The 26799-nt window shown below is 36.1% G+C and carries 24 protein-coding genes, 1 pseudogene and 1 riboswitch; of the genes and pseudogenes, 19 read left to right on the top strand and 6 right to left on the bottom strand.

Going from position 1 to position 26799, the window contains the following annotated elements; genetic code table 11:
- Positions 1–43 precede the first annotated feature (43 nt).
- The 9 genes from EV282_RS08690 (at position 44) to EV282_RS08650 (ending at position 11664) form a co-directional block, all read left to right on the top strand.
- Positions 44–3346, top strand: coding sequence for a hypothetical protein (locus tag EV282_RS08690; protein ID WP_130295442.1), 3303 nt, complete (start codon positions 44–46; stop codon positions 3344–3346).
- Between the two features lie 78 nt (positions 3347–3424).
- On the top strand, positions 3425–4261 hold the full coding sequence (locus EV282_RS08685) for an aminoglycoside 6-adenylyltransferase (RefSeq protein ID WP_130295440.1): 837 nt from the start codon (positions 3425–3427) through the stop codon (positions 4259–4261).
- A 143-nt stretch (positions 4262–4404) separates the two neighbouring features.
- Positions 4405–5214 carry an adenosylmethionine decarboxylase gene (gene speD / locus EV282_RS08680; protein ID WP_130295439.1) on the top strand — a complete coding sequence of 270 codons (810 nt, stop codon included), beginning with the start codon at positions 4405–4407 and terminating at the stop codon, positions 5212–5214.
- Positions 5215–5378: 164 nt separating this feature from the next.
- Positions 5379–6398 (top strand): Bug family tripartite tricarboxylate transporter substrate binding protein, encoded by a 1020-nt coding sequence (locus EV282_RS08675; protein ID WP_130295437.1) that lies wholly within the window; start codon positions 5379–5381, stop codon positions 6396–6398.
- A 66-nt stretch (positions 6399–6464) separates the two neighbouring features.
- Positions 6465–6926 carry a tripartite tricarboxylate transporter TctB family protein gene (locus EV282_RS08670; RefSeq protein ID WP_130295435.1) on the top strand — a complete coding sequence of 154 codons (462 nt, stop codon included), beginning with the start codon at positions 6465–6467 and terminating at the stop codon, positions 6924–6926.
- An 11-nt stretch (positions 6927–6937) separates the two neighbouring features.
- Positions 6938–8464, top strand: a complete 1527-nt coding sequence (locus tag EV282_RS08665; RefSeq protein ID WP_130295433.1) for a tripartite tricarboxylate transporter permease — start codon at positions 6938–6940, stop codon at positions 8462–8464.
- Positions 8465–8528: 64 nt separating this feature from the next.
- Positions 8529–10106, top strand: a complete 1578-nt coding sequence (locus EV282_RS08660) for an ATP-binding protein (RefSeq protein ID WP_130295431.1) — start codon at positions 8529–8531, stop codon at positions 10104–10106.
- A 2-nt stretch (positions 10107–10108) separates the two neighbouring features.
- Positions 10109–10804, top strand: a complete 696-nt coding sequence (locus tag EV282_RS08655) for a response regulator (RefSeq protein ID WP_226534905.1) — start codon at positions 10109–10111, stop codon at positions 10802–10804.
- Positions 10805–10944: 140 nt separating this feature from the next.
- Positions 10945–11664, top strand: coding sequence for a YebC/PmpR family DNA-binding transcriptional regulator (locus tag EV282_RS08650; RefSeq protein ID WP_130295429.1), 720 nt, complete (start codon positions 10945–10947; stop codon positions 11662–11664).
- Positions 11665–11940: 276 nt separating this feature from the next.
- Here the strand turns inward: EV282_RS08650 and EV282_RS08645 are convergent, their stop codons facing one another.
- Both EV282_RS08645 and EV282_RS08640 read right to left on the bottom strand, forming a co-directional pair.
- Complete coding sequence (locus EV282_RS08645) at positions 11941–12348, bottom strand: disulfide oxidoreductase (RefSeq protein ID WP_130295427.1); 408 nt, start codon at positions 12346–12348, stop codon at positions 11941–11943.
- Positions 12349–12351: 3 nt separating this feature from the next.
- Positions 12352–13065, bottom strand: a complete 714-nt coding sequence (locus EV282_RS08640) for a DsbA family protein (RefSeq protein ID WP_130295425.1) — start codon at positions 13063–13065, stop codon at positions 12352–12354.
- A 237-nt stretch (positions 13066–13302) separates the two neighbouring features.
- Between EV282_RS08640 and EV282_RS08635 the strand changes: the two genes are divergently transcribed.
- The 7 genes from EV282_RS08635 to EV282_RS08605 all read left to right on the top strand — a co-directional run bounded on the left by EV282_RS08635 (position 13303) and on the right by EV282_RS08605 (position 19925).
- Positions 13303–14475, top strand: coding sequence for a processed acidic surface protein (locus EV282_RS08635; RefSeq protein WP_130295423.1), 1173 nt, complete (start codon positions 13303–13305; stop codon positions 14473–14475).
- 3 nt (positions 14476–14478) lie between these two features.
- Positions 14479–15117, top strand: a complete 639-nt coding sequence (locus EV282_RS08630) for a class D sortase (RefSeq protein ID WP_130295421.1) — start codon at positions 14479–14481, stop codon at positions 15115–15117.
- A gap of 149 nt (positions 15118–15266) precedes the next feature.
- Complete coding sequence (locus EV282_RS08625; protein ID WP_130295419.1) at positions 15267–16004, top strand: GDSL-type esterase/lipase family protein; 738 nt, start codon at positions 15267–15269, stop codon at positions 16002–16004.
- A gap of 40 nt (positions 16005–16044) precedes the next feature.
- Positions 16045–16147, top strand: a riboswitch (purine riboswitch).
- Positions 16148–16278: 131 nt separating this feature from the next.
- Positions 16279–16869, top strand: coding sequence for a xanthine phosphoribosyltransferase (locus tag EV282_RS08620; protein ID WP_130295417.1), 591 nt, complete (start codon positions 16279–16281; stop codon positions 16867–16869).
- On the top strand, positions 16866–18188 hold the full coding sequence (locus tag EV282_RS08615; RefSeq protein ID WP_130295415.1) for a nucleobase:cation symporter-2 family protein: 1323 nt from the start codon (positions 16866–16868) through the stop codon (positions 18186–18188). Before EV282_RS08620 ends, EV282_RS08615 begins: the two co-directional genes overlap by 4 nt.
- A gap of 46 nt (positions 18189–18234) precedes the next feature.
- Positions 18235–18828 (top strand): hypothetical protein, encoded by a 594-nt coding sequence (locus EV282_RS08610; RefSeq protein WP_130295413.1) that lies wholly within the window; start codon positions 18235–18237, stop codon positions 18826–18828.
- 14 nt (positions 18829–18842) lie between these two features.
- Entirely contained in the window at positions 18843–19925 is a 1083-nt protein-coding gene (locus EV282_RS08605) for a glycosyltransferase (RefSeq protein WP_242611844.1), read from the top strand.
- A 40-nt stretch (positions 19926–19965) separates the two neighbouring features.
- Here the strand turns inward: EV282_RS08605 and EV282_RS08600 are convergent, their stop codons facing one another.
- The 3 genes from EV282_RS08600 to EV282_RS08590 form a co-directional block, all read right to left on the bottom strand.
- Positions 19966–21153: a glycosyltransferase family protein gene (locus EV282_RS08600; protein WP_130296938.1), complete on the bottom strand. Its 1188-nt coding sequence runs from the start codon at positions 21151–21153 to the stop codon at positions 19966–19968.
- A gap of 150 nt (positions 21154–21303) precedes the next feature.
- On the bottom strand, positions 21304–21528 hold the full coding sequence (locus EV282_RS08595) for a hypothetical protein (protein WP_130295411.1): 225 nt from the start codon (positions 21526–21528) through the stop codon (positions 21304–21306).
- Positions 21529–21695: 167 nt separating this feature from the next.
- Positions 21696–22229: a GNAT family N-acetyltransferase gene (locus tag EV282_RS08590; RefSeq protein WP_130295409.1), complete on the bottom strand. Its 534-nt coding sequence runs from the start codon at positions 22227–22229 to the stop codon at positions 21696–21698.
- Between the two features lie 145 nt (positions 22230–22374).
- Between EV282_RS08590 and EV282_RS08585 the strand changes: the two genes are divergently transcribed.
- The 3 genes and pseudogenes from EV282_RS08585 to EV282_RS08575 all read left to right on the top strand — a co-directional run bounded on the left by EV282_RS08585 (position 22375) and on the right by EV282_RS08575 (position 25532).
- Positions 22375–22728 carry a winged helix-turn-helix transcriptional regulator gene (locus EV282_RS08585; RefSeq protein WP_130295407.1) on the top strand — a complete coding sequence of 118 codons (354 nt, stop codon included), beginning with the start codon at positions 22375–22377 and terminating at the stop codon, positions 22726–22728.
- 156 nt (positions 22729–22884) lie between these two features.
- Positions 22885–24876, top strand: a pseudogene (locus EV282_RS08580) (bifunctional 2',3'-cyclic-nucleotide 2'-phosphodiesterase/3'-nucleotidase); the annotation flags it as partial.
- A 167-nt stretch (positions 24877–25043) separates the two neighbouring features.
- Positions 25044–25532, top strand: a complete 489-nt coding sequence (locus EV282_RS08575) for a hypothetical protein (RefSeq protein ID WP_207224286.1) — start codon at positions 25044–25046, stop codon at positions 25530–25532.
- A 324-nt stretch (positions 25533–25856) separates the two neighbouring features.
- Here EV282_RS08575 and EV282_RS08570 read toward each other — a convergent pair whose 3' ends face one another.
- Entirely contained in the window at positions 25857–26243 is a 387-nt protein-coding gene (locus EV282_RS08570) for a hypothetical protein (protein ID WP_130295403.1), read from the bottom strand.
- Positions 26244–26799: the final 556 nt, after the last annotated feature.

The raw sequence follows: 26799 nt of genomic DNA, 5'->3' as shown, positions 1-26799 counted from the left end.
TTTATACATACATTCAACAAAGGAGCATTAAGGGGGATACATAATGGATGAGCCTAGATTTATCAGGGATTTGAATGCGCTGAAGAAAGGCGGGTATATCAAAGAAAAAGACTACCTGACAATAGTGGATGGATATCACAGATATACTGATGATCTTAAATTAGAGGAAACGTTGATAAAAGCTGAACCAATAAATCAAAAACCCGTTCAGTCAAAACCAGTAAAGCCGATCGTTCAGTCAAAACCTAAAATTGAATTAACACCAGAACAGAAGAGAGAAAAGAATATTACTTCATTAATGGCAGCTGGTGTTATCCTCCTTTTATTAGGAGGGTTAACACTTGCGACAAGTAATTGGGAAGTGTTCAGTTCACTTACTAAAACAATGCTCGTTGGTGGAATCGCCGTTTTGTTTGGAGGTCTAGGAGCACTATCTGAAAAAGTGCTAAAGATCAGGAAAACAGCTTTTACTTTTTTTGTATTGTTTGCTTTATTCATTCCGATTACAATTTTGTCTGCTGGATATTTTGAGTTGTTTGGCAGCTGGCTTAGTTTTTACGGAGAAGGAAGATATGTTCTAGGAGTCCTCACAACCGTATTGTGTGTTCCGGTCTATTTTGGATTCGGCCGCTATTTTCATTCAAAACTGTTTAGCTGGATTACTTTTATTGCGAGTTCGATAGGATACGCTTATGTATTATTGGCTCTTGGCCTTACAAAGCATGCCTTCTATTTTGCTTATGCTTTTGGTAATGTCGGATTTATTGCACTTTATCACATGAACCGATCGAAACAGCAAAATGTATTTCTCAAAATCCTGCCAGTCTTTATTCAAGCAAACTTGATTTTATCGACTGTATTAATTCTTGTTTTATTCGATAATCAGCTTTCCCAAAGCTTTAATATTATACTGACAGCTATTCTTTATTTAGCAATGAGAATGGTTAATCAGAGGAAAGAATACGAATTTATATTCATTGGATTCATTTCGTATGGACTGTTTCAGCTCATACAGAATTCTTTCCTATTCGATTACAGCCTTTTATTGGTCGTCATGATTCCGATTGTTTTACTATTAGTAGGCAAGTTTTCGGATAATCACCTAACCAATTACTATCAATTGGCAAACGCAGCAATATCGGTACTTTCATTCATTTTTATTACCGTTAACGGAGTTTTATTATCGGTTGGTGGCGGCAGCATTTGGCTCTTTTTAGGGTACTTAGTTCTTTCAGGAAACTTTATATATTTAAGCTATCAAACTACATTTTCTTTCTTTAAATACTTAGCACCTTTTTATGTAATTTGTACATTTATGGAATTGTATCATTTGATGGAGAGCCCTTTAAGTGAATACTGGGGGTTAGCAATTGGAATATCCGCTGCTTTAGCTTATGGAGTAGGGCAGTTCCTCAAACCACTGCAAAGATCTAGCTTGATCGTAGGAGGGGGAGGTATACTTCTAAGTTTTCTAATGACCTCTTTAACTCAACTTTATTTACAGGCAGCTATTATATCCTTGCTTTTGGTAGGTTTGGCACTACGCCATTACTTTTTCGAAAGTGGTCAAAAGAAAAGAATTTCAGCTTGGCTAACATCTTTGTTTCTTTTTAGTTCAGTATTTTATGCAGGAATGGAATTTTTGCAGGAGTCTAAGCTTTCTTTATCAATCGTATTAGGGAGTATCGTATTGCTTGGTTTGTATATTCTTAAAAAAAATCATGTGATACTTTCTGCAGCATTTATTTCTGTTGCAGTGATTTCTGCGATTGTTAATTTCATTGTTGCACCTTTTGTTGATAGCTTATCTTGGGTTAAATGGTCCTCTTCAATTCTAATGATGGTAGCATTGTGGTTTGCTACACAGCATTTCAAAGTCAAAGCCGGTTATGCGGGTATACAGTTTGGTTTATTTTTCGCATTGTTCTATACAGCAGATTTAGCGGGACTTTCGTTAACAGATAGAAGCTCGGTTTATATTTATATAGGAATTGCTTTTCTTTTATTTGTAAGCGGCGAACTTTTTAAAAGGGTAGAAGCAAGCAGTGAATACCCGATTAAAGCAGTTTCACATTTTTTCTTACTATTGACGATTGGTTTTTCCGTATTGGTGTCACAAGACGTATTGCCGTTTACACTTTTAGCCATTCTTTATGGGATGTATATGATCCGAACGTTACAAGAATATGAACTTAGATTTTACTTTTATTCAGGTTTAACAATGCTCGCTTTAGCTTTTCATTATTTTATATTCGAATGGCTGCCACATGAGGGGCCAGTTATATTTAGCGTCCTGCTCGCTGGATTATATTTCATTTTGAAACCGCATTGGAAAGACAGAATAGTTATTTATATTGTTCCGTTTTCTTTGTTCTTTCTTGGCGAATACATGCTAAGCATAGGAAATAATCCTGCATACTTATTTTTACATGCAGGTGTGCTTATCGGATTTATCCTTTTCTATCAATCTTTGAAGGGTTATTGGAAGTATGCCACTTCTATCATTCTCGTTTATTTAATGGTCGACATAGAAGAAATGTTTATCTTGTATGCGGTTCAACCAGGAAACAAAGCATTAATTTGGTTTACCGCGGGATTAATCACTTCTTTGGCTGGTTTGTTCTACAATAAAAAGTTACTTTCAAGAATGCCTAAGTTTTCAATGGATGTGTTCGCGGTATTCGGAGTCATTTATTTTTCTGCTGGACTAACTTTATCACAAGGATTCCTATCTACGGCGGGACTATTATTGCTCGCAATCCTATTTTATCTTCATTCTAGACGATTAGTAGAATTTGAAACGGTAAAGAAAATACTGCAGACCATTTCAAGTTTGTTTGCAATGTTTGCGTATTATTCCTTTATCGATCAATTCGAGGTGCCTGCAATCATACAAGCAGAACTTAATGTTTTACCTTGGATTCTTTTAAGTTATGTGATAAACAGAAAGACCTGGAACCTTTCTGATAAGATGGCAGCGTCCGTTCAATACTCTTTGCTCGGGCTTATTGCTGCTTTATTAATGATTGATGCCATCCAAAGCTATCAAGTAATGGATGCGATCATTCTTGGTACACTGTCATTTGTGAGTATTATTTATGGGTTTATATCCAGGCAAAAAAGCTATTTCTTTATAGGGATGGTTGTTCTATTATTGAACGTCTTAATTCAGACACGTCCTTATTGGGGCAATATGCCATGGTGGGTGTATCTTCTGTTAACAGGAATATTACTTATTGGTTTTGCTAGTTTTAATGAGTTCAAGAAGCAGAAAGGAATCGAGACACCTCCGTTAAAAGAAGTTCTCTTAAAGAAATGGAATCATTGGTTTGGAGAATGGAAGTAATGGATTATTAACAGTAAAGAAGATTCATATAAAATTAAGAAATACAATTAGCAATACAAAGGAGATGTTTTTTTATGTGTGGGATTTGGTGCTAAATTTGAAGAAAGAGACTTAAAACTTCCATCCGTATTAGAAAAAATGAATCAAGCGATCACTCGTGACCTGACGGAAGATCCATATGTATTAGCGTTCTTTTATGGAGGATCTGTTGCAAAAGGAAATGAAGATCTATATTCAGACTTAGATCTACGTATTGTAGTGGAAGATGAACACTTTGAAGAGTATAGACAAAACAAAAAAGAAAGAGCAAGAAGGTGGGGAGAGGTTCTATTTTACGAAGATTTCTCTTGGGCTGCCCATTCAGTTGCTCATTATGTCGATTTTGTTAAAGTGGATTCATTTTATTATAAAAAGACTGACTTGAGACCTTCGTTGTATTTAAAGCAAGAAACCAAAATTATCTATGATCCACATAAAATTGTGGAGAGAGTCCTTCAGGAGTCCCAAACATTATCCTATCAATTAACAGAAGAAAATTTTGAAATATGGCGGGGTAAATTCTTTGCCCACATGCATGAAGTATACAGAAGAGTAAAAAGAGAAGAATTATATTACGCCTTGAGCTCTCTTGATTTTATGCGGTGGTCAATTGCAGCTGGATGGGATATGGAAGCAGACAGAAACCCAAATCAAATGGGAGTGTGGTCTAACTATGAAGGGAAAAGAAGCGGTTTTGACCATGCACAACTATCCCTTTTGGAAAGCTGGCAGAGCGACAGGAATCCCGTACGGATTTTGTCTGTAATGACATCAATCATTCCGGAATTTAAGAGGTTGCATTCAAGTCTTTGCAATAAACTGTTTTTAGAAGAAGATGATGCATGGGTTGATGAAATAATAAAAAAGGTCATCTGACATACGTATTCAAAGAGGATAACGAATAGCGTTTTCCTCTTTTTATTTTAAGTATTACCATCAACCGTTTTTCAAGTACAGGTTATGGGTATTATAAAAATATTTACTTCTTAAATTCTTAATACATAAGGGGAATCGATCATATGACAAATTCACCAGATCAACGCATCACTTTACATGGATTCAATAACCTGACAAAGTCATTAAGTTTCAATATGTACGATGTTTGTTATACAAAAACAAGGGAAGAGCGGGAAGCTTATATAGAATATATTGATGAACAATATAACGCGGAAAGACTAACAAATATACTTCAGACTGTTTCAGATACCATAGGTGCTCACGTGCTGAACGTGGCAAAACAAGATTATGTTCCCCAAGGTGCCAGTGTTACACTCCTTGTTTCTGAAGGACCGGTCGTCGAGGTTCCAACAGATTCATTTGATGATTCTGCAACTGCTATGCCAGAATCAGTCGTTATGCAACTGGACAAAAGCCACCTTACAGTCCATACGTATCCAGAATTCCATCCAGAAGAAGGAATCAGTACATTCCGTGCGGACATTGATGTATCCACTTGTGGTGAAATATCACCTTTAAAAGCCTTAAACCATCTTATCAATTCATTTGATACCGATATCGTTACGATGGATTACAGGGTACGAGGCTTTACAAGAGACATTAAAGGGCACAAATTATTTATTGATCATGACATTAACTCTATACAAAATTATCTTTCAACAGATATTAAAAACATGTATGACATGATAGATACCAATATTTATCAAGAGAATATCTTTCATACAAAATGTCGTTTAAAAGAATTTGATTTAAACAACTACCTATTCGGCTACACAAAAGACTCACTAGATTCAAGAAGTGTTGAGGAAATCTCAGATCGCATTAAATCAGAAATGGATGAAATTTTTTACGGAAGAAATATAAAAAAATAGTCTGATTGTATAGTAAGGGCTCCTGATTTATATGCAGGAGGCCTTTTTTTGTCTATGAACTTTATGAACAAAAAGCTCATTATGCAGTTAAACTTCTTTTTTTAAAATAGCGTGTTAGGATTAAAAAAAGTTATATGAAAGCGCTACCAAAAAGGAGGATACATATGAAGAATGTAATTTGGAAAAATTGGCTTTTAGCAGGAATTCTTATTCCTTCATTAGCAGCATGCAGTACGTCCGGAACAAGCGGGAATAATGCTGGAGATTCAGATTATCCTAAAAAATCTATAACCGTTGTTGCTCCATCTGGTGCTGGAGGTGGGTGGGATCTAACTGCACGATCCCTTACTAAGGTACTTGGGGAAACTAAATTGGTTGACCAAACCATGACAGTTGAAAACAAGCCTGGTGGCGGAGGTGCGGTTTATTTAGCCGAATACGCCACACAGCATAAAAAAGATGATTATAAACTCTATGTAAATTCACCTCCAATCTTGATTAATAACCTTAAGAAAGAAGGAAACAGTCCTTATGGTTATAAAAACACAACACCACTCGCTCAACTAACAAAAGATTTTGGAGCCATTGTAGTTAAAGAAGATTCAAAATATAACAGTTTAAAAGAGCTTATGGATGCAGTAAAAAAAGATCCTAAATCCGTTACTGCAGCAGGCGGATCTGCACCTGGATCGATGGATCACTTAGTAGCAGTGCTGCCAGCTTATAAATCGGGAGTCGATCCTAAATCAGTCAAGTACGTTTCCTATGATGGAGGCGGGGAAGCGATCGCCGCTTTATTAGGCGGAAATGCAGACTACATCGCTACGGATGCTTCAGCAGTAGGTGAATTTTTAAAAGCGGGAAAAGTAAAAGTTCTTGGTATATCTTCTACGGAGAGATTAAAAGGAGATTTAGCAGATGTTCCAACTTTTAAAGAAGAGGGTATCGATGCTGATTTTACAATATGGAGAGGTATCTTTGGTCCGAAAGAAATGTCTGACAGCGCAAAAGATTACTGGGGTAAAACGCTTAAAGATTTGAACGATAGCAAAGAGTGGCAGACAGAGCTTGAACGTAATGGCTGGGAAGCTGAATTTAAAGATGCAGAAGAGTTCACATCATTTCTTGAAGATCAAGAAAAGCAGGTTGAAGAGTTATTAAAATCACTTGGCATGAACAAATAGGAGGAAGATCGGAGAAGTAAAACTACTTCTCCATTTTTATTAATACTTGTTAGAGGAGCTTGGTATATGAATACAGGAAGTTTTGACCGATATGCTAGTGTCATTTTTGCTTTAGTTGGCGCTGCCTTTCTGTTTGAAAGCAGAAATATAGCAACAAGTGCCTATGGAAGTGAAGTAGGACCGAATGTCTTTCCGTTTTTACTCGGACTCATCCTCATTTTATTAAGTGTAAAACTTTTTCTGGAGTCATTGAAATCAATCCATAACAAAAACAAGAATCGTGAAAAATTAATGATCAAAAGGTTTTTGATCATACTGATAGCGAGTATTTTATATGCTTCTTTACTTGAAACAATAGGTTATCTGATCAGTACATTCATATTTCTATTTCTATCATTCCAAACAATGGAAAAAGGCGGATGGATAAAAAATGCGCTAGTTGCAGGTACTTTTTCATTTTGTGTCTATTTTTTATTCGTTGTTGTGTTAAAAGGCTCTTTGCCTGGATTACCGATATGGTTTAGTTAGGAGGAAAAAGCATGGGCGTAATAGATTTTTTAATGCAAGGGTTTCAAACAGCTATTCAACCCGAAAACTTATTCTTTGCTTTTATAGGGGTCTTGATCGGAACGGCAGTTGGGGTACTTCCAGGTATCGGTCCAATGAGTGGAGTAGCTCTGCTCATACCAGTAACGGCAACTCTAACCGGCGGAATGGAACCGTCGGCTGCCGCTACAAGTTCAATTATTTTATTGGCAGGGGTCTATTATGGGGCGATGTATGGGGGTTCGACCACGTCCATCTTGCTAAATACACCTGGTGAGTCATCTTCTGTTGTAACAACACTTGACGGGTATCAAATGGCAAAACAGGGACGTGCAGGATCAGCATTGTCAATTGCAGCCATCGGATCATTTGCAGCAGGGATTGTCTCCGTTATTGGGTTAGCCCTGCTTGCGAACCCTCTTTCTGAAATGGCATTGAGATTTGGACCAGCAGAGTATTTCTCATTAATGCTGTTAGGACTTGCTGCAGTAAGCGGTCTTGCAGGAGGATCCATCACAAAAGCGTGGATGATGACAGTAACTGGAATGCTTCTCGCTACAATTGGTATCGATGCTGTTTCGGGTGTTGCACGTTTCACCTATGAAATCCCGGTACTTTTTGGGGGCCTTGAATTTTTAACAGTAGCTGTGGGATTGTTTGCTCTAGGTGAGGTCTTCAAAACCATTCTTCATAAAGAAGATGATCAAGAAAGAGTTGCAAAAGTCGGAAGAGTTATTCCCTCTAAAACAGACCTTAAAGAAAGTGCAGGACCTATTGCACGCGGGTCTATTCTAGGTTTTTTCATTGGCGTACTTCCTGGTGCAGGGGCAACATTAGCTTCTTTCTTTTCTTACATTGCTGAGAAAAAATTAAGCAAAACTCCCGAAAAATTTGGGAAAGGTGCAATTGCTGGAGTTGCAGCACCAGAGTCAGCGAACAACGCAGCTTCTGGAGGAGCGATGATACCGCTGCTGACTCTTGGTATTCCAGGTTCCGGTACGACCGCTATCTTAATGGGTGCCCTAATCATGTACAATGTGCAGCCAGGTCCGTTACTGTTCAGTGATCATCCTGATGTAGCTTGGGGACTCATTGCAAGTATGTTTATAGGAAATTTGATGCTTTTAGTTTTAAATATGCCCCTCGTTAAAGTATTTGCAAAAATCATTGAAACACCTCCAAAATTTTTGCTGCCGATTATTATTGCTATATCTGTTTTTGGCGTTTATGCGGTCCAAGTAACAACGTTTGATCTTTATCTACTAATCGGATTTGGATTAGCTGGTTATTTATTAGCAAAGAACGATTATCCGCTCGCACCTCTTGTACTTGGCCTTGTATTAGGACCAATGATTGAAAATAATATGAGACGTGCACTAACTACATCAAATGGAGACTTTATGGTTTTTATACAAAATCCTATCTCAGCCATTTTCCTGGTCTGTTCTGTCTTGTGGATCTTAATCCCTTTCTTGCTCAAGTTAAAAGGAAAAAATGTAGTCGTGAATGTAGAAGGATAAAACATGAGTGAAAGAGAAGACTTTCTAAATCAGAAAGTCTTTTCTATTTTTCAGGGGGAAATAAATGAAACTGCAAATAAAGTTAATAATCATCAGCTGCTCCCTCATCTTTTTAGTTGTCGTTATCTTAGCCTTTCTTTTTCAGGTGATGTTTGAAAATACGATAAAAGATCAGATCGGTCAAAGAGCGCTAAGTGTAGCAAATACGGTAAGCAGCAATCCATTAGTTATCGAAGCATTCGAAGAAAAAGATCCTTCTGAAAGGATACAGCCTTATGCTGAAGAAATAAGGAAGAAAACAGGAGCGCAGTATGTCGTTGTTGGTAACAAAGATGGAATTCGATATTCTCATCCTCTCCCAGAACGCATCGGAAAAAAGATGGTAGGCGGCGATAATGAATTCGCCTTAGCAGGAGAACCAAGTATTACAGAGGCAACCGGATCACTTGGACCAGCAGTGAGAGGTAAATCGCCAATCATAAATGATGAGGGAACTATCATCGGACTCGTTTCAGTCGGTTTTTTGACGACTAGTATCAATGAAATTATTTGGCCATATAAATTAAAGATCTTACTTATTGGAATATTAACGCTACTTTTAGGAATTATAGGATCCATTTTAATAGCAAAAGGAGTTAAAAAAGTAACGCACGGTTTAGAACCAAAAGAAATAGGATTATTGTACAAAGAAAAAAGTGCTATTCTTGAAGCTATAAGAGAAGGAGTAATCGCGATCAACCGTGATGGTGATGTTACAATAGCCAATCATACAGCATTACAAATGCTGGAGAAAGATAAAGACGATTTGATAGGCAGCAATATATTACTGACCATTCCAAACTCTAGACTTTTAGACGTTATATCAAATGGTTGCAGTGAGTTCGATGAACAAATGAAGCTCGGAAACAGCAATGTTGTTGCAAACCGTGTTCCTATTACGGATGATAGAGGAGAAGTTGTAGGCGCAGTAGCTACTTTTCGAAACAAAAACGAACTTTATAGGCTTAATGAAGAACTCGCACAAGTAAAAGGGTATAGCGAAGGCTTGCGTGCACAAACTCATGAATTCTCAAACAAATTGTATTTAATCTCAGGATTAATACAATTGGAGTCCTATCAGGAGGCTCTCGATATTATATCAAAGGAATCAGATATACATCAGAGCTTTGCTAAGTTCATCATGAAACGAATCTCTGATCCTTACATTGGAGGATTGCTTATTGGAAAGTTTAATCGCTCGATGGAACTTAAAGTTCCTTTTTCAATCGATCCAACTAGTACGTTTAAAGATATTCCTGAAACATTAGATAGACAATTGCTCGTAACGATTATTGGAAACCTTGTTGATAATGCGATGGATGCTGCTGTCAAAAACAGAGAAATTGATAGTGGCGTTCAGATATGTCTTTCGGATTTGGGAAACCAATTATTAATCGAGGTTGAAGATAATGGGGAAGGAATTCCGCCTTCAATCGCTAATAAGTTATACCAAAAGGGATTTTCCACAAAAGGCACAGATCGAGGTTACGGTTTATATTTGGTTCATCAATCTGTGAATCAATTAAACGGGGAGATTTTTCATGAAAGAACAAAAGTGAACTCAACCCTTTTTACAGTTATTATCCCGAAGAATAGAGGTTAACAATGATCATGCGTTCATGGGAAGTATTTATTGTTGAAGACGACATCCGAATCGCTGAGATTAACCGTAGATTTGTAGAAAAGATTGATGGTTTTTCCGTTTGCGGTATTGCACTTAACGAGGAAGAAGCTAAAGAACAAATATCGATCCTTAAACCTGATCTAGTCATCTTAGACATCTATTTTCCTGATATGAATGGATTGGACTTATTACGATGGATCCGGAGCGAATTTCGTGGAATCGAAGTAATAATGGTAACAGCAGCTACAGAAGCTGAAACATTAAAGAGCGCAATAGAAGATGGTATCTTTGACTATATTGTAAAGCCAGTTATTTTCCAAAGATTTAAAGAAACCTTATTAAAATTTCATGAATTTAAATTGTCCATTCAACAAATAGCTGCTTCAATTGAACTGAACCAAAGTATAATAGATTCTATCTTAAAAAGAGAAAAGATGGAGAGTGAAATCTCTTACTTGCCTAAAGGAATTGATCGAATCACATTAGATAAGGTCATATCAATACTTACATGTGAAAAAAAAGGCTACACCGCAGAGGACCTCGGCCAGATGATCGGAGTAAGCCGCACAACCGCTAGAAGGTATTTAGAATACTTAGTCTCTGAACAAAGAGTCTCTGCAGACATTTCTTACGGTGGCGTAGGCCGGCCAGAAAGAATCTATAAATATAGTAAATAAATTCAGTTATACAGTTATATACCTGCATAAGCAATTTCTCAGTAGAGGAGTTGCTTTTATATGTTATAAAACTCGTAACAGCCCGTGCATTTCATGTATAATAACTGTTATAGATTCAATGTTGAAAGAGAGTGAAAAGAATGGGTCGTAAATGGAATAACATTAAAGAGAAAAAAGCATCAAAAGACGCGAATACGAGTAGAATTTATGCAAAATTCGGCCGTGAAATTTATGTTGCAGCAAAACAGGGTGAGCCTGATCCTGAATCAAATCAGTCTTTAAAAGTCGTCCTTGAACGAGCTAAAACATACAGTGTTCCAAAAACAATCATTGACCGTGCGATTGAAAAAGCAAAAGGTGGCTCAGATGAAAACTATGACGAGCTCCGTTATGAAGGCTTCGGTCCCAACGGTTCAATGGTTATCGTGGATACCCTCACTAATAATGTTAATCGCACGGTAGCAGAAGTACGTTCAGCATTCAACAAAAACGGTGGAAACATGGGAGTTTCTGGTGCCGTGGCTTATATGTTTGATGCAACAGCTGTAATCGGACTTGAAGGCAAAACAGCTGATGAGGTCCTTGAATTATTAATGGAAGCTGATCTAGATGTACGGGATGTCATTGAAGAAGATGAATCTGTTATCGTTTATGCAGAACCTGATCAGTTCCATGCTGTTCAAGAGGTGTTTAAGAATGATGGCGTAACTGAATTTTCAGTTGCAGAGCTTACAATGCTGGCACAGAATGATCTTACACTTTCTGAAGATTCTCAAGTCCAGTTTGAGAAGCTGATCGACGCTTTAGAAGATCTTGAAGATGTTCAGCAAGTTTATCACAATGTAGACTTAGGTGAATAATAAGATGAAACTGACTCTAAAGGAAAGAAATATGTCCTTTATGAGTCAGTTTTTCACTTTTACAGTTTAAATTAACTTAAAATCCTGTGATAATAAGCTGTTCTGAGCGAAGAATAGCTATTTTGAGCGAAGAAGCATGTAATCTGAGCGCAGAATAAACTTTTTGAGCGCAGGTAGAAGATTTTGAGCGTAGATTGAGTTTTTTGAGCGAACGTGTAATAAATATAAGAACACGTACCGTAAATAGCTGTACCAATTATAAAAAAACAGCAACCGCTATTTCGGTTGCTGTCTTATTAGTAACATACAAATTGTAATGGTAATAAAGCCTATGAAGGCTAAAAACGGGATAGTAATAAAGCCAAGCCAATTAATATATTCGCCTGAACAAGGAACCCCTGAAGAACACGTTTCAAAAGCTTTTAGTGCAGGTATTTTTTGCAGAGCATAATGATAGCCAGAAACAAACACTCCAAGGATTGAGATCGGCAAGATGTACCGGGAAATTCTAAGATCTTGATGATAAAATGCAATTCCTAATTGTATAGTCAACGGATACATAAGAATACGCTGATACCAACAAAAAGTGCATGGTACAAATTGAAGTACTTCACTAAAATATAAACTGCCAAGAGATGCGATGATGGATGCTAACCAGGCGATCAACAAGGGTATATTCGTCACCTTTTATTTACTCTCCTTCGCCGCTTCTTCAACCATTTTCTGAAGATCCCCAAATGAATTTCCTTCGAACTTTTTACCATTTACAAAAAGTGTAGGTGTTCCTGTTACTCCAAGGTCTTTTACAAGGGCTTCGTCTGTTTCTACTGCATTTTCACTTGCATCCTTTTTAAAATTGCCATTGACCTTTTTTACATTCTCATCTGTTGTAACTTCGCTCAAAGTATCATTTAAGAATTTTTCTGTGAATATATCTTTCCGCTCCAGACTTTGATCATCAGGCTGCTTTTCATAAAGCAGTTTATGAAACTTCCAAAAAGTATCATTACCTAATTCTTTATAAACCGTTTCGCCAAAGAGTGCTGATCTTTCTGAATCAACATGAATAAAAGGATAGTTTAAGAAAAAGAATTTAACTTTACCCGTCTGTATAAGTTCTTCATCAATTAAAGGGAAGAAAGATTCGTTAAAGTTCTTGCAGATCGGACATTTGTAGTCCCCAAACTCTATGATATTTACTGGTGCATTTTCATCTCCTAAATATGGCTGGTTTTCATAGGTGATGGCAGTTTCCTCCGTATTTTTTTTATTGAAGTTTCCTGTCAACATATACACTACTAGTCCCACTGTCAGAATTCCAATTATTACAAAGAGCCATATGTGTGAATTGCTCTTCTTTGATTCTTTAACATTTGTATTTTTCTTTTTTTGTTTACCCATTGTTCACCTCTAAGTAATGTAATTTCACTTAATGAAAAAGCTGTTAATTTTATCGTAAATAATATAGCACATTTATATAAATAAAACGTAATGATATAGCTTATGTCCTCCAAAATATACCAAAGGAACAAAATTCAATCTCATAAAAATATTGGGAAATAAAACCTGTATCCAAGAAGAGTTTTCGGCAGTATAATTTTCTAGAAATTATATTATTATACCTTTGGGGGAACAGGGATGAAACACTTCGTAACACTGCTATTAGCACTTAGTTTGAGCTTTGGAATCTTACCGCTATCAGCTTTTGCTATTGAGCAAAATGATCAAGAGTTTGAAGCATACTTAAAAGAGATAGGCTGGGAAAAACAAGACTTTATCGATTTCATTGAAAGTAAAGAATGGTACTTAGAAGATTTTGAATCCGTTGATGAGCTCGGAATGCCTTTAACTGAAGAAGGAGTACAATCCGTTTTAAATCAATATGATTTAAGCAGGGAAGAACTAAATGAATTACTCGTTGAATGGGGCGACATTGAAGAAGGACAAGATGTATTAGACAGCCCTTACTATTTATTTAATGAAGATCTTGCAGCATCTGTAGATTTTTATCTAAATGGATGGGAAGGAACTCCAATTGATGATGAAAATCTTCAGCAGCTTCTTGAAGAATATAATCTTGAATCAGTAGAAGCACTTGAAGAACTATTAAAAGAAAATGATGATTCTCTTGAAAACTATGAATACATTGAAGACCTACAATGGGCTGTTGATTTTTACATCAATGGTGAAGAAAATCTGGAAGGTGAATTTGCAGATTTGTTTTCTGAAATTGATCTGACTGATGAAGAAATGGAAAAGTTATTTGCACATCTTGAAACATTAAACTGGGAAGACGAAGCATTTCTTGACCAAATGATGCTGCTAGGGGAAAGAATGATGGCTTTTGAAGAGTTCGAAACGGCAGATGAACTCTCAGCTGAACAGATTGCGGAGATGCTTGCCATTTTTACAGAAATGAAACAGCTTTTAAAGATTGAGACAAAATATTACCTTATGGTAGATGGAGAAAAACAGCCATTATCTTTAGATCGATTAATGACAATGGATTCAACAAACGGTCATGATCTAGTTATGGAGATCTACAACACAAACGGTGAATTTCTTCTAGATCTAGTATTAACAGCTGAGATGTTTGGTTCAGAACTTATCCAGGAGGCAGGGAAAGATATTCAGGAAGCGGAGAGAATTGTTACTGAAGCTCCAATGACAGCTAAACCACCAGTTAAAACAATTAAGGGTGGAGAACTTCCGAAAACTGCTACAAATCATATTGAAAACACTTTTGCGGGATTAGCTATTGCTGCAGCCGGTATTATTTTATTCAGACGAATGCGTGTTAAGGGAATCTAATCTATGAATGATACAGATAAGAAAAGAAGCAACCTTCGGATCATTCTTCTTACATTCTCTGTTGCAATAATCTTGTTAGGTCTATGGTTCAGCACCACGAACGCATTTAAGTTTGTGAAAGGTTATATGATTTTTAAAACAGACCAGACAACAGCAGATGATTATCAATCTAATCCTGCTAATCAAGTAAAGAAATCAGAAACAAATGATGTGTTGTATCCTGAACGTCCAAAAAAGGGTGAAAATATAGGGAAACTGATTATACCTAAGTTAGGAGCATCCCTTCCTATTGTTCACGGTACGGATGAAAAAGAACTGGAAAAAGGCGTAGGACACTTTTCAAAAAGTGTTTTGCCTGGTGAAGACGACAATTCTATTTTATCCGGACATAGGGATACAGTGTTTAGAAAACTAGGTGAAGTTGGAAAAGGTGACTTATTAGTAGTCGAAACGAAAGCGGGAAAATTTACGTATAAAGTAAAGAACGTAAGAATTGTAGACAAAGACGATCGAACAGTAATCGTACCTAAACCACGTGCAACTCTAACAGTCTCAACATGCTATCCGTTTGACTATATTGGAGATTCACCTGAACGATATATATTGGTCGCTCATTTAACCTCCGAGCAATTGAATAAATAAAATCTAAACAGCTGAAGATTTCACTCAGCTGTTTTTTGTATCGATATTGAAATCTGCTGTTTAACATCCTTTGAAAAAAGGTATGTTTACAAAATAATGTATGAATGGTCTAAAAGTAAACCCGTCTGTTACATACTTAGAATATCAACATGAAAGCCGGTGGTTTAGTTATGAAAAAAAGCTCCGTAATTATTGCGATTTGTTTAGTAGTTTTATTAGCAGGTGCATTGTTAGTTAAATCTTTTAGTAAAGACGAGATGGAAGCAACCGCTCTTGGTGATTCCTTAGCATATGGGTTAGGTGATACAGAAGATAACGGCTATATAGGGGATGTACAAGAGAGGTATGAGGAAGAAACTGATAAAAGGCTAGTCGTAAACGATTATGGAGTTCCGAATGATACAAGCACCGACTTGATTAAAAGATTAAAAAATAAACAAATCGCTGAAACCGCAAAAAACTCAGACTTTATTTTTATAAATATAGGTACAAATGATTTTATAAAAAGTACTGATCGATTAACTAAGTTTGATAAGAAAGAACTTCAATCCAATCAAAAAATATATAAAGATAATTTAAACCAAATTATCAAGAAGGTTCAAGAAAAGGATTCTTCCAAAACCATTTATATTTTAGGCATATATAATCCAAAAGTTAAATATGCAGATATGTCAACAGTGAATGAAGCAATATTAAATTGGAACCGGTCAACCATCCAAGTTACGAAAGAACATCAAAATGTTGCTTTCATAAGGACTGACGACCTATTTATTAACAAAAATAAGAAAGACTATTTTTCAGATAATCTGCACCCAAATGAAAAGGGGTATGCGCTGATTGGAAAGAGAGTATTCGACACAATCAAAAAGAATTCAAACTATAAATAGACAAATTTAGGGTTTCTTTTTAAAATTGTTTGCCGTATAATTCTTGTTAACTTCATATGCTCGTATAATCGCAGGGATATGGCCTGCAAGTTTCTACCAAACCTCCGTAAATGGGTTTGACTACGAGTGACGCAAACATTTCCGAACATCCTTATCTTGAGGGTGTATTGGGTTATTTCTATTCCTTTAACTTTACCGGAGGATTGCTTCACTCATTTAGAGAGAAGCGGTCTTCCGGTTTTTTGTATTTCAAATAATTCTAAGAGGTGGAAACATGAATTTTTTAGAGAAGAAAATCTGTGAAGAAGGAATCGTTTTATCTCCAACTGTGTTGAAGGTAGATTCTTTTATAAATCATCAGATAGATCCGTTGTTCATGCAACAGATCGGCTGTGAAATTGCTGCAAGATTTAAAGGAGAAGGAATAACAAAAATTTTAACGATTGAATCCTCTGGCATAGCTCCAGCAGTTTTTGCCGGGTTGGAATTGGATGTTCCAGTAATCTTTGCTCGTAAAAAGAAATCATTAACATTAACGGATGGATTGATAACTTCAAAAGTCTATTCTTTTACGAAGCAAAAAGTAAATGAAATTTCGGTTGCAAGCAAGTTCCTTAACGCTGGTGAACGTGTATTAATCATTGATGACTTCTTAGCCCATGGCGAAGCAGCCCTTGGACTGGCTGAACTTGTTAATAAAGCGGGAGCTCTTATAAGCGGGTTCGGGATTGTGATCGAAAAGTCATTCCAGGACGGACGGCAAAAGCTTGTTGAAAAAGGCTACCGGGTTGAATCAATTGCAAGAATCAGTGAGATGAACGCAAATGGGATTTCATTCTTAAAAAGTGAGGTAACGTCATTATGAAAAAAGGAAAAGTGTTTTCACTTGGAATACAGCATGTTCTCGCCATGTATGCTGGGGCAATTATCGTTCCTCTTATTGTCGGCGGTGCTCTTAAACTATCATCCGAACAACTTGCTTATCTGGTAGCCATTGATTTATTAACTTGTGGGTTAGCAACACTTCTGCAGGTTTGGAATAACCGCTTCTTTGGTGTAGGACTTCCTGTTGTATTAGGGTGTACATTTACTGCGGTCGGACCGATGATCGCAATAGGCGGGCAGTATGGGATGAGTGCAATTTATGGGGCGATCATTGCAGCAGGATTATTCGTTGTGTTATTTGCAGGTGCGTTTGGTAAAATTCTTAAGCTGTTTCCTCCAATCGTAACCGGCTCAGTCGTCACTATTATCGGAATCACTTTAATTCCAGTCGCTATTAAGGACATGGCAGGCGGTGCAGGCAGCCAAAACTTCGGTTCTCCTCAAAATCTGTTCCTTTCTTTTGGTGTGCTAGGGTTCATTCTGCTTCTTTATCGTTTCTCAAAAGGTTTTGTTCGTTCCGTATCCATTCTGATCGGACTAGTTGCAGGAACTCTTGCAGCGGCTTCTATGGGTTTGGTAAATTTTGCTCCAGTAATGGAAGCTTCATGGGTTCATATGCCCAAACCTTTCTTTTTCGGAGTGCCAACCTTCGAAATCAGTGCAATTATCACGATGATTCTTGTTGCCATTGTAAGTCTCATAGAATCTACAGGGGTATTTATGGCACTCGGTAAAATTTGCGATCGAGAATTGACTCCAAAAGATTTAACAAAAGGATATCGCGGCGAAGGACTTGCAATAATCCTCGGGGGAATATTCAACGCTTTTCCTTATACAACGTATTCTCAAAATGTAGGTCTTGTTCAGTTGTCGGGTGTTAAAACAAAGCAAGTGATTTATGTTGCTGGCGGTATGTTAGTGTTCTTAGGATTCATTCCAAAAGTTGCTGCGCTAACAACCCTTATTCCAACTCCCGTAATGGGCGGGGCAATGGTAGCTATGTTTGGAATGGTATTTGCTTCAGGGATCAAAATGCTGAGTGAGGTGAACCTGGCAAAACAAGAGAACCTTTTAATTATCGCCTGTTCAGTCGGAATGGGCTTGGGCGTAACTGTAGAACCAGAACTATTCAGTAAGCTTCCAGAAAGCATTCAGATCCTAACAGCGAACGGAATTGTATCAGGAAGCCTGATGGCAATTGTGTTAAATCTATTGTTTAACGCACGAACGAAAAAAATTACTGTGCCTAAGTTCCAAAACAGCCAAAAAGAATCTGTAAATTCACAACAAACGATATGATGTTCTTCAGGCTTTTAAACGTTCCTATTTACCGGGGACGTTTTTTTTGTTACAAGATAACTCTATTGTAGAAGAGATCATTTACGGCACATTTTTTACAATGAATACATATGTTATTAAAGTAAAACAAGCTATTAATATAGGAAGTGGAAAATTGGTTAGTAAGAAAAATAAAAGAGAAAAGAAAGAAAAAAGATATGGTTCAGCTAGTGATTATGTTTCGTCTTTCGCGAACGAACTAACTGAAGGTTTTTATGTGCCCACGGGAGATTATATTCCAACTGGCGGGTATATGCCTACCGGAGATTATGAACAATATGGTTTATATGTCCCTACAGGGGATTATATCCCAACGGGTGGATATGTACCTACCGGTGACTATGAATTAAATAGCATATATGTACCAACTGGGGATTATCAAATGGACTCTTATGTTCCTTCTGGAGACTATATGCTGTATGAAGGAGAAGAATCTTCTGATATTCCTAGAAGGTTCACAAAAGAGGACTTATTTGAAGAAAGTCATATCAAGCCTGTATTCCTTTTAAAGAATAATCCTAATAAACTAAGCTTACCGAAGGGTTACATTATTCCTCCAATAATTCTGAAAAACCACTCTGACAAATATACATCCCATTGAAAGGACTTTAATCCTTGATTACCATTAGTTTATGTATGATTGTAAAAGATGAAGAGCAATGCATTGCTAGATGCCTAGATTCAATTCACGATTTAGTCGATGAAATCATAATCGTTGATACAGGTTCTGTTGATCAGACCAAAAATATTGCGAGGCATTATACAAATAAAATTTATGATTTTAAATGGGTGGATGACTTTAGTTATGCGCGCAATTATTCATTTAGTTTGGCTACAAAACAATATATAATGTGGCTCGATGCAGATGATGTTATTAATGATTTCAACAGGAAGTTACTAAAACAACTGAAAGATCATTTAGATCCAGCAGTAAATTCAGTCACGATGAAGTACCATGTGAATAGAGATCAGTTTGGTAACTCTTCTTTCATAATCAAGAGACATAGATTAGTTAGATCCCGTTGTCAATTTAAATGGAATGGAGCTGTTCATGAATATTTGGAAGTAAACGGACCGATATACCACAGTGATATCAGTATCCAACATATAAAAAACAAGACTGACAACTCTAAACGTAATTTAATGATTTATGAAAAACAGCTAAATAAAGGCGCAGCATTTTCACCGAGAGATCTCTTTTATTACGCGAATGAACTCCGGTGTCATAATGAACTTCATAAAGCAATCAAATTCTATACCTTGTTTTTAAACCACAAAGAAGCCTGGAAAGAGGATAAAATTGCCTCTTGTGGAAGATTGGCTGATTGTTATCATCTTTTAGAAAACCTAGAAAAAGAGAGAGAGAGTCTATATAAATCTTTTGAGTTTGATAGTCCTCGTGCAGATTTTTGCTGCAGACTGGGAAATCTTTTGTTAGGAAGAGATCAAGTGGATGAAGCTATCTATTGGTATGAATATGCGTCTAGGCTAACTTGGGATGAATGTTGTATGGGATTTTATCATGTTCCTTCATGGACTTGGCTGCCACATATAAAACTCTCTTTTTGTTATTACAAAAAAGGCGACTATAAAAAGGCTTTTAAACATAATAAACTCGCTTTAGACTATTTACCTTATGATTCAGGATTAATAAATAATCAAAAGCTGATCAAAAACAAACTAAAGAACTTAACGTAAAAAACAGACCGTATAACAGTCTGTTTTTACTTTTTACTTTTTACTTTTTACTAATCTTAATAATTTGACCGGCATAAATTTTATCTGAGGTAAACTTGTTAATCTTCATTATTTTCTTTAAGGGAATTTCATACCGCACGGAAATCTGCCCTAGAGTATCTCCTAAATTCACATGGTGAAGGTTGTATTTCTTCTCAAGTACTTCTTTGTAATTAATTAGTTTTCCTTTGTCCCCAGTGGCTATTTTAGAGCTTATGATTCCTCTCTTCACTAAGACTTTAATCATTTCTTTTGCTCTATAATAATAGGAGTGTGGTTTTATAGCTTTCATTCCATTGTTTTTGATAGTCTCTCTTTGTTTCGTGTTTTTTAAATAATATTTTACTTTTTCAATTGTTTCTTCAGGTGAGGAAGATACGATTAAATCCCGGTCAGGTGAAAACTTTTCTCGAACAGCTTCAGTATCAGAAGTCAGGAGACACCCCCCAGAACCTAGTACTTCAAATGTTCTCTGGGATAATTGGTCAGTACAATTTTGCAGCCCTATAACAATTTTGGATGAACTATATACTTTTCTGGCTTTTGTATAACTAAGATATCCATGTATCCAATCAGATGGGATAGGTATACCTAACTGCTCTCCTAGTCTTTCCCAATGATTTCCCCAAAAATCAACTCGAATATTATTTTCTATTAACGGCATTATCAAATTTTTAAATGATTCAGAACGGAATACATCAGGATTTTGTTTTATAAATTCAGGGTAAGCATTTGCAACTACTGCGATATTTGCACTGTATTTTTTATACGGTTCAGTATGATAGTGAACATTTGAATGGTAACCAAAATCCAGGTGTGACGCTTTTATTCCTAATTTCTCATACGTTTCACACAAAGATGGAGTAACGGTAAAAACAAAATCCGGCTGCATCGTACATATTAAAGGTAAAGTGAAATTTTTTGTATGGAGCGGGTCTTCCGTTGACCAATATACTAACGGAATATGAGCTGATCTAGCTGCATCTCTAATCCAAGGTTGTTTCTCTCTTGAATGCTCTGGTGTCCAACCCATAGAAAGAATCAGGTCAGGTTCATATTGAGATATCATATCTAAAATATTCTCTCTACTTACAGGTCCCGAAATAATAACCGTGTGACCAAGCTCCTTTAAACCATTAGGTAAACCGTGGATCCACATAGGATGACTTTCAAGGAAAAGAATTTTCATAGAATCGCCTTTCTGTTTTATCAAGTAGTTATCCATATGTATAAAAAGGGAGGCTTGTCACGGCATAAACCTATAAATAAAAGATTTAAAGATGGGATCCTTATGGGGGAACAGGAAGTATGGGAGGAGAAGAAATCGAAAAGTAGTAATTTAGACAAATAAAAAAGAACGGTTACTATCATCGCTGTATCCAGCTGCTGATATCCGCTCTTTATGTTTGATCCGATTCAATTGATCCTTCTTAGTTTTGGTTCTCTTTGTAGCCATCATCTTGAACATTTCTGAATGAGCGTAAAGACTTCGATCCTCATTTGGATTACGTTTACCTTCACGGATCATCTTTTCTCTCATCTTTTTAACTTTTGTTTTTGCCATAAAAAAATCCTCCTGTTCTTCATTGATTTAATTATTCATGACGCCTTAAGGAATAATATACCACATTATAGTATGTGATAATTGCAGGTTATGAACCGCCAATACCATATGTTTTAAAATAAAAGGCGTACTTCACTTTTATCAGGGTACGCCTTTTATCTATTTTGTTATTGTTTCTTGTTTCGCAGAACGGTTATAAACCCCTCTAAAATATCATGACTGATAGAAAATCCTTTTCGTTTATAGAATTCCAAAGCATCATTATTGCCATTAGATACATAGATGAAGTAATCATCTACATCGTCGAATTGTTTAATCCATTCCATTGACATATTAAAAAGCTTAGAACCAATCCCATATTGTCTGTAATCCTCTTTAATATAAAATTGGGAAAGACAGGCTACATTATCTCTATAAACAGAAGACATATCAAAGAAAGTGGCAAACTCATTGGAGTAGGTTTCTTTTGAAGAGATATTCGAATATACATAGGCTACTATCTGGTCCTCATCTTTAACAACTACCGTATAGTTATGAATAGCTTTATTTATAGAAGGAATCAAACGTGTTTCAAAGTTCATGTTATCGAACAGTTCGGGTTTTATGTGAGCTTTTGATTTTTGATAAACCATAAGTTCATTGCAGAGATCTCTGCAGCATTCTATCTTTTCATCAGGTAATACCTCAAATTTAAGGTTCAAAGTTTTCACTCCTTCATTGTAAAAATCCTCTTATTCTTCAACCGGTTACGATATAATTTTATTACAATAAAAAATGAAAACAAGTATGCAGTAATTTGTGAGTAAGTCAGTAAAAACTGAGTAAAAGGAAAGGGGGCGGTATTCTATGAGTAGTGAAGTAACTAAATACGAAAGAAAAGAAGATTGCCCTTTAACATTTGCTCTGACCTTAATTGGAAGCAAATGGAGGCTGCCGATAATTTGGGCGTTGTGGAAAGGCAAAACGCTTCGCTATAACGAATTAAAACGCAGAGTAGATGGAATTACAAACATGGTATTATCTCAATCATTAAAAGAGATGGAGAATCAGGGACTTATTGTTCGGAAACAGTACATGGAAATTCCACCACGAGTAGAATATTCCTTAACGAAAGCGGGAGAGAATTTGATACCATCCTTAGAGTCCCTGGCAAAATGGGGGAAGGAGATGCAAAATAAGAGAAAAGAAGATCAGAATTAAAAAAGTCCCTGCAAGCGGGACTTTTTTCTTATCATACATTTAATGGAATATTACAATTGATAGTCCCATTGGATGATATTAGAAAAAAAGTAGGAGTGGTATTATTACTTTGGGTCTGAAGAGTCAGACTCAAATCATAATAAGGAGTTAAAGGATATGAATAAAAATCATAAGAAGTTTGTTTCATTTTCATTAGCTTTGAGTCTTTTATCTATACCGGTTGCCGAGAATGTATTAGCAAAAAAGCCAGCTCCACATACAACAAAAGTAAACCTTCGCATCATGGAGACGACAGACATCCATACCAATCTCCTTAACTTTGATTACTATAAAAACGCTGCTACAGAAAAAGTAGGGCTTGCTAAAACGTCTACACTTATAAATCAAGCCAGAGCTGAAGAAAAAGGTAAAAACAATATATTAGTAGATAACGGAGACCTTATTCAAGGTACACCGCTAGGTACATATAAAGCAAAGATTGAACCATTAAAAGAAGGGGAAGTTCACCCGGCGATTGCTGCAATGAATCTAATGGGTTATGACATGGCAACTCTAGGGAATCATGAATTCAACTATGGCCTGGAGTATTTAGATGAAACTTATGATGATGCTAAATTTCCTTTTGTAAACGCTAATGTTTATGTTGATGACCATGACAATGATCCGACAAACGATATAAATAAATATACTCCATACAAAATTGTTAATAAAAAAGTAACGGATGAAAGCGGGAAAACAAAAGTAATCAAGATTGGCTATATTGGTTTTGTTCCACCGCAGATCAATGAATGGGATAAATCTCACCTTGATGGCAAAGTAATTACAAAAAATATAATTGAGTCTGCTGAAAGATTTATTCCAGAGATGAAAGAAGAAGGAGCAGACATTATTATTGCGCAAGCTCACTCTGGGTTTAATGGAAACGATTCAAATACAGAAGATGTTGTATACGCGCTGAGCAAGGTTAAAGGCATTAATGCCATTACGTTCTCTCATACTCACAAAGTGTTTCCAGCAGCAGATGAAAAAAGCCTTGATGCATTGTTCAAGGATTCATCCGGAAAAGTTCTGCCTGGCGTAGATAATGAAAGTGGTACGATCAACGGAGTACCAGCTGTACAAGCAGGTTACGGGGGAGGTTCGTTGGGATTAATCGACTTAACGCTTGAAAAAGATAAAGGAAAGTGGAAAGTAACGAGTTCACAATCCTCTGTAAGAAATGTTGAAAACGTTAAAGCCGACGAAAAGGTAGTAAAAGCTATTACTGAAGTTCATGAAAAAACGATTGAATATGTAAACACCCCAATCGGAACGACAACAGATGACATTCACAGCTTCTTTGCTCTCGTTCAAGATGATCCATCTGTACAAGTCGTAACGAATGCTCAAAAGTGGTACGTTGAAAAGTACATTGCTCTTAACAAACCAGAATATAAAGATCTTCCTATCCTTTCTGTCGGCGCCCCTTTTAAGGCGGGTAGAAACAGTGCGGATGAATATACTGAAATTCATAAAGGTGATCTGACTATTAGAAGTGCAGGTGATTTATATCTTTATGACAATACACTTAAAGCCCTTAAAGTTAAAGGATCAACAGTAAAAGAGTGGCTGGAAATGTCTGCAGGTAAGTTTAATCAAATCTCGTTAAATAAAACTGAAGAACAAGAGCTTCTTAATGCCGGGTTCCCTGTTTATAATTTTGATGTGATCGATGGAGTTAACTATCAAATCGATGTTACACAACCCGCTAAATATGATAAAGACGGTAAAGTAGTCAATCCTGGAAGCAGTCGTATCAAAAACCTTTCTTACAATGGACAACCAATCGATCCAAACCAGGACTTTATTGTTGTAACAAATAACTATCGTGCTGGAGGTGGCGGAAACTTCCCTGGCGTAAAAGGCAGCGAATATGTTGTTGATACTGCAGATGAGAACCGTCAAATTTTAATGGATTATATTTCAGAAGTTAAAGAAATTACCCCTACAGCTGATAACAATTGGTCGATTGCACCAATCGGCGGAACTGCTAATGTGACTTTTGTTTCTTCACCTAACGGGCAAAACTATCTTGCTGAAGGCGATAAGATCACCTATACAAATAAGCTAGATCCAAAAGGGTTTGGTATTTATAAAATTGATTTAAATTAAACAACGAAAAGAGAGCCGTAGGTAAGGCTCTCTTTATTTTTTTTTAATAAAAGATAAGGAATAAGCAAATGAGGGGGAATTTTTTGGTTTTAGATATGCTTAAAATTCGTAATACGAACAAATGTTCGTTATAATAAAACATATAAACAAAGGAGTTGATTGGGATGCGTAAAAAGAAATGCACCATGAGTATTCCTGAAATTATTAAAATGTACGAAAGTGGGAGCAGAACAGTAGAAATAGCCGAGCAAGCGAATGTGTCAGCAAGATATATTAATTCTGTCCTACAAAGTAATGATGTTACAAGAAGACCAAGAGGAAGCTGGTTAAGGCAATACACAATAAATGAAAATTACTTCAAAACCTGGTCTAATAATATGGCATATTTATTAGGCTTTTTTGTTGCAGATGGGAACATGCCACATGATCATCAACTAATAAGTTTTTCGCAGAAGGATCCATTTATTCTGGAAGTAGAAGATCTATATTTTTATTCGGTGAGTGGATATATCAAAATAAAACGATTTACTTCGAAAAAAAATTTAAAGAATTTAAAAAAGAAACAAAATCATTATGTGAAATGCAAGATAGAAAAATCAAATCAACTCAAGCAGCTGTACAAGAACGTAAAAATAATTTCATCGAACAATTAGAACGAAAAAAACCAATTAATGAGATCTGTAATTCAGTCCAGATTAAAATACAAATATAAATGAGTAATCTTAAGTTGTACGTGAACAATTATGTTCACGTACTTTTTTTGTATACCTTTACCCAAGTAGGAGAGGAGAGGAAAGAATTGTACAACGACAGAAAGTTTAGGAATGCTTGAACTCAATAAATACTGGTTTTCTAAAAAATATTCCCGACTTTTCTGTCGTTAGTCCGCGACACAAAGTTCGGGAATATTTGTGCTATGGACAGAAAAGTCAGGAAAACTTGGACTATGAGTAAAAAGTGTTTGGGCAGTAGTTCAATCACTTTTTAAATACATCATCAAAAGTCTTAAGAATTGTTACATTTAAGTTTTTCATATATGACATCTGTTCAATATATGTTGATAAATGGCACACAAATTGAAAATGCTGAGTTCTCTTCTCAGTAAATTTAACATCATTGGTGAGCCCTTCCTGCGTTTCAATTGCAATGATATCTTTGATCAATTTATCATTAATTTTTATACGAACCCCATATCGAACGATTGGTAAGTCTTCGGTTTCAATAATGCTGGAATATGTAACAATTTCTAAAACATCGTCATCGTTTAATGAAACCCATGAAAAAGATGGAAGTACGATTGCTTCAGGTTTTTGTTTATTTACCTTTTGCCACATATTTTTGAAAAAAAGTTTTTTAAAGAACACTCAAATCACCTTCCTTGTGATAATTAACTTATTCTATAATCAGAAAATACCTGTTAAGATGCCTAACTTGCTATGGAGAAGGTGAGAACAGGAAGTGAGCCAAAGGTATCGAAAAATTGGTAAAATAAGAAAAATTGGTTATGAGGGGTTAACCAGTGTTTAGAATTAAAATTGCTTTTGTTAGATATCAATAAAGCGAAGAATGAGCCATACTAAACCCAAGCATTCCCGAACTTTCTGTCGTAAGTAGATCAAGTTTTCCTGACTTTTGCGTCGCAAGATTCCCGACTTTTCTGTCGGGGAGGAGACATTCCTGACTTTTCTGTCGCAGCATTCCTGAACTTTCTGTCGTTGAACAAGAATGAATTTATAATTACTATTAATCAGTACATTTTTTAAACAAGTAGACATAATATCTATTATAGGTAGCTATGCGAAATTAGTAAAAGCGAGTCTCAAAACTTAAGATTACTTAAGAAAGTGAGACGAAATATAAAAAATCATATTAATTAGTATTGGTTCAATTTTACTTAAATTTTATCTCGATAATCCAAAG

It is taken from the genome of Fictibacillus sp. BK138 (genome assembly GCF_004216955.1).
GTDB lineage: Bacteria > Bacillota > Bacilli > Bacillales > Fictibacillaceae > Fictibacillus.
Note: the sequence above shows the minus strand (reverse complement) of the source record. Positions and strands in the feature narration are given on the sequence as shown.